We start from the raw sequence: 1,450 nt of genomic DNA, 5'->3' as shown, positions 1-1,450 counted from the left end.
GACGCCGTGCAGGATGTGCCTGCCCCCGATCACGACCCGCAGGTCGCGCACGGTGAGCAGGGGCGCCGGGGCGGGGGTCACAGCTCCTCCCCGAGTGGCCTTCCTGCTCGCGTACCTGATCTACAACGACGGCATCCAGACGGTGATCTCCCAGGCCTCGGTCTACGGCTCCCAGGAGCTGCGGCTCGGGCAGGCGACGCTCATCGTGGCCGTGCTGCTGGTGCAGGTGCTGGCCGTGGCGGGAGCGCTGGCGATGGGGCGGCTGGCCCGGGTGTACGGCGCCCAGCGGACGATCCTGGGCTCGCTGGTGGCCTGGACGCTCACGCTCGGCGCCGGCTACTTCCTGCCCGCGAAGGCGCCGGTGTTCTTCTTCGTGCTGGCCGGCGGGATCGGCCTGGTCCTCGGCGGCAGCCAGGCGCTGTCCCGGTCGCTGTTCTCCCATCTGGTGCCGCCCGGGAAGGAGGCCGAGTACTTCTCCGCGTACGAGATGAGCGATCGCGGGATGAGCTGGCTCGGGCCGCTGCTGTTCGGCGTGACCTACCAGCTGACCGGCAGCTACCGCTCCGCGATCATCTCGCTGGTGGCCTTCTTCGTCATCGGCTTCGCCCTGCTCGCCCGGGTCCCGGTGCGGCGTGCGATCGCCGAAGCGGGTAACCCGGTACCTGAGAAGATCTAGCGCCGATTTAGCGTTCAACACGAAAGGGCGGTAGTGTACGCGTTTGGCCTGCCAGGCGTACCGTTACTGCGCGTCAAAGACGCCGAAACACTGGGTGACATCTGCTAGCAGATGTGACAAACCGGGCGCCTGTGGGTAGAACAAGGGGCGGCTACGACGGCGACGCATGGCCCGGAACGGGAATCTTTACCGCCGACCGGACGTTGACCGGATGACGACGACAGCGACACCTGTCCTGTGGGCGACAAGCCCGGGAGGCACGATTCATGAGTGAGCGAGCTCTTCGCGGTACGCGCCTCGTGGTGACCAGCTACGAGACGGACCGCGGCATCGACCTGGCCCCGCGCCAGGCCGTGGAGTACGCATGTGAGAAGGGGCACCGCTTCGAGATGCCCTTCTCCGTCGAGGCGGAGATCCCGCCGGAGTGGGAGTGCAAGGTCTGCGGGGCCCAGGCACTCCTGGTGGACGGCGACGGCCCGGAAGAGAAGAAGGCCAAGCCCGCGCGTACCCATTGGGACATGCTGATGGAGCGGCGCACCCGTGAGGAGCTCGAAGAGGTCCTCGAGGAGCGCCTGGCGGTTCTGCGCTCGGGGGCGATGAACATCGCGATTCATCCTCGGGACAGCCGCAAGTCGGCATAGCGGGAAGCCGCACAACGGACCGCGGGCGCCGTACAGAGCCGGCTGTGGGGAGCCTTCGTACGAGAACCCCTGCCCGGCCTGGCCGGGCACCGCCGGGAGTCGGACGCCATGGTGGTCGAGCTGCAGATCGGAA

General features: G+C 68.1%; 2 protein-coding genes. Both read left to right on the top strand.

Features of this window, described 5'->3' with window-relative positions:
- A partial coding sequence (locus tag ACWEN3_RS46530) for an MFS transporter (protein WP_452984490.1) occupies positions 1-676 on the top strand: 676 nt, incomplete at its 5' end.
- Positions 677-942: 266 nt separating this feature from the next.
- Positions 943-1,317: an RNA polymerase-binding protein RbpA gene (locus tag ACWEN3_RS46525; protein WP_010046329.1), complete on the top strand. Its 375-nt coding sequence runs from the start codon at positions 943-945 to the stop codon at positions 1,315-1,317.
- Positions 1,318-1,450: the final 133 nt, after the last annotated feature.

The organism is Streptomyces sp. NPDC004561, from assembly GCF_053602155.1.
The sequence above is the reverse complement of the archived record's forward strand: the minus strand, read 5'-3'. Positions and strand labels throughout refer to the sequence as shown.

Coding starts and splice junctions, on each gene's coding strand:
- ACWEN3_RS46525 (WP_010046329.1), top strand. CDS start 943: ATGAGTGAGCGAGCTCTTCGCGGTACGCGCCTCGTGGTGACCAGCTAC.